The organism is Peribacillus sp. P4_C12, assembly GCF_056402095.1.
In genome coordinates, this window is sequence record NZ_JBFUIB010000784.1 from 1 (window position 1) to 1,369 (window position 1,369).

General features: G+C 35.4%; 2 protein-coding genes and 1 pseudogene. All 3 read left to right on the forward strand.

The window, feature by feature from the left end; all coding sequences use genetic code 11:
• Window positions 1-530: 530 nt before the first annotated feature.
• Window positions 531-713, forward strand: coding sequence for a hypothetical protein (locus AC1DUW_RS28955; protein ID WP_053346250.1), 183 nt, complete (start codon window positions 531-533; stop codon window positions 711-713).
• 68 nt (window positions 714-781) lie between these two features.
• Window positions 782-913, forward strand: coding sequence for a DUF6254 family protein (locus AC1DUW_RS28960; protein ID WP_223305502.1), 132 nt, complete (start codon window positions 782-784; stop codon window positions 911-913).
• A gap of 158 nt (window positions 914-1,071) precedes the next feature.
• Window positions 1,072-1,170 (forward strand): annotated as a pseudogene (locus AC1DUW_RS28965) (DUF4822 domain-containing protein); the annotation flags it as partial.
• Window positions 1,171-1,369: the final 199 nt, after the last annotated feature.

Genomic DNA, 1,369 nt, shown 5'->3' on the forward strand with positions numbered 1-1,369 from the left:
GATTTGTACAGACCGTATTGAAATGGAACGGGCATGTGTTTGGTCCTGACCGGCAGAATGTGGCAATCTTTGGCGTGGAAATATAACAGCTGGAATCATTATTTTTGGTATTCAAAGAAACTTCTTCATAGATAAGAAAAAATCAGAAGGAAAAACTGCCAAAGTGTCAATCATTACCTTTATTGGTGGTGAGTGGAAATTAGTTTGACTTCTATATTGATATGTCCCACTCCTGCTAACGTCTTGAACATCATGTATCCGATTATTCAAGTGAACCATCTCGTGCATTAGGGTATCCATTGTTTCGTAGAAATCCAAGTCAAGAATTCTGGTGTTAAGTTAATTTCAAACATCTTATGTAAAAACGGCAACATTGTAGGTATTTAACTTATAAAATAACCGAACTGGAACTTATTATTCACTTTGTTTTTTACCCGAATTACATGACAGATTCATGTTACTATCGGTTTTAATTCGGGGTATATTTCTTCTTTCTGATCTCATACTAAAGATAAGAAGGAGGGGTATCCATGGCAAAACGAACAAAGAAAAATGATGCAGACCAAAAGAACAAACAAGGATTTGATTCAAGCAAAACTGATTCAGAATTCTCTCAAGAATTTGGCAGTGCAAACGCTAATCAAGCACATAAAAATAAAGCAAAAAAAGAAAAAGCTTCTAAAAATCAAGGTGAGTGGAATGGCATGCATTAATTCTTGAGGGCGGAGGCTTATCATGCTTTAAACTGTTTACTGAACTTTATGTAAAGGAGCTTATTTAGATGACACAATCTAAGCGACAACAAGAACGCCAATGGAAAGATCGTAAGCAATCGCAGAATCCACATGGTAAGGTCAGATCATTTGAACAATTAACTGAAGATATGGGCAAAAATGAATCTGAAACTAAGTAAAACTGTTTAAGAATGAGAGGCTATCCCAAAGGTCAGAGCCCCACATAATAGTGAGGTCACTCCCTTGGGGTACCCTCTCTTTGTCGTTACCTAAAAAACGTTAGTCATGCTGTTTCATTAAAGGGCCATTTAATGGAGCAACGAAAAAGCCTAATTTCTATAAAAGAACTGGCAAAGACAAAGATGGTAAAGACATAAACGTATACGTTGAGCATGAATCTTATAAAGGTGATCTTAAACCAAAATCCACTAAATAAAAAACGTCAAATAGGTTATCATCTAGTCAAAAAGGGAATGGAGTTCTTCGTTCTCTTTTTGTTTTCCTTTAACAATAAAAGGAATAATTAGTAATTGGTGGACAACTGAACTTTTTCCTCCGACAATGGTGTCCCCAATTTCAAATTTATAAAACTATAGTGTTTATAAGTGAACGATTATTCAGCAAGGCCATTGTTA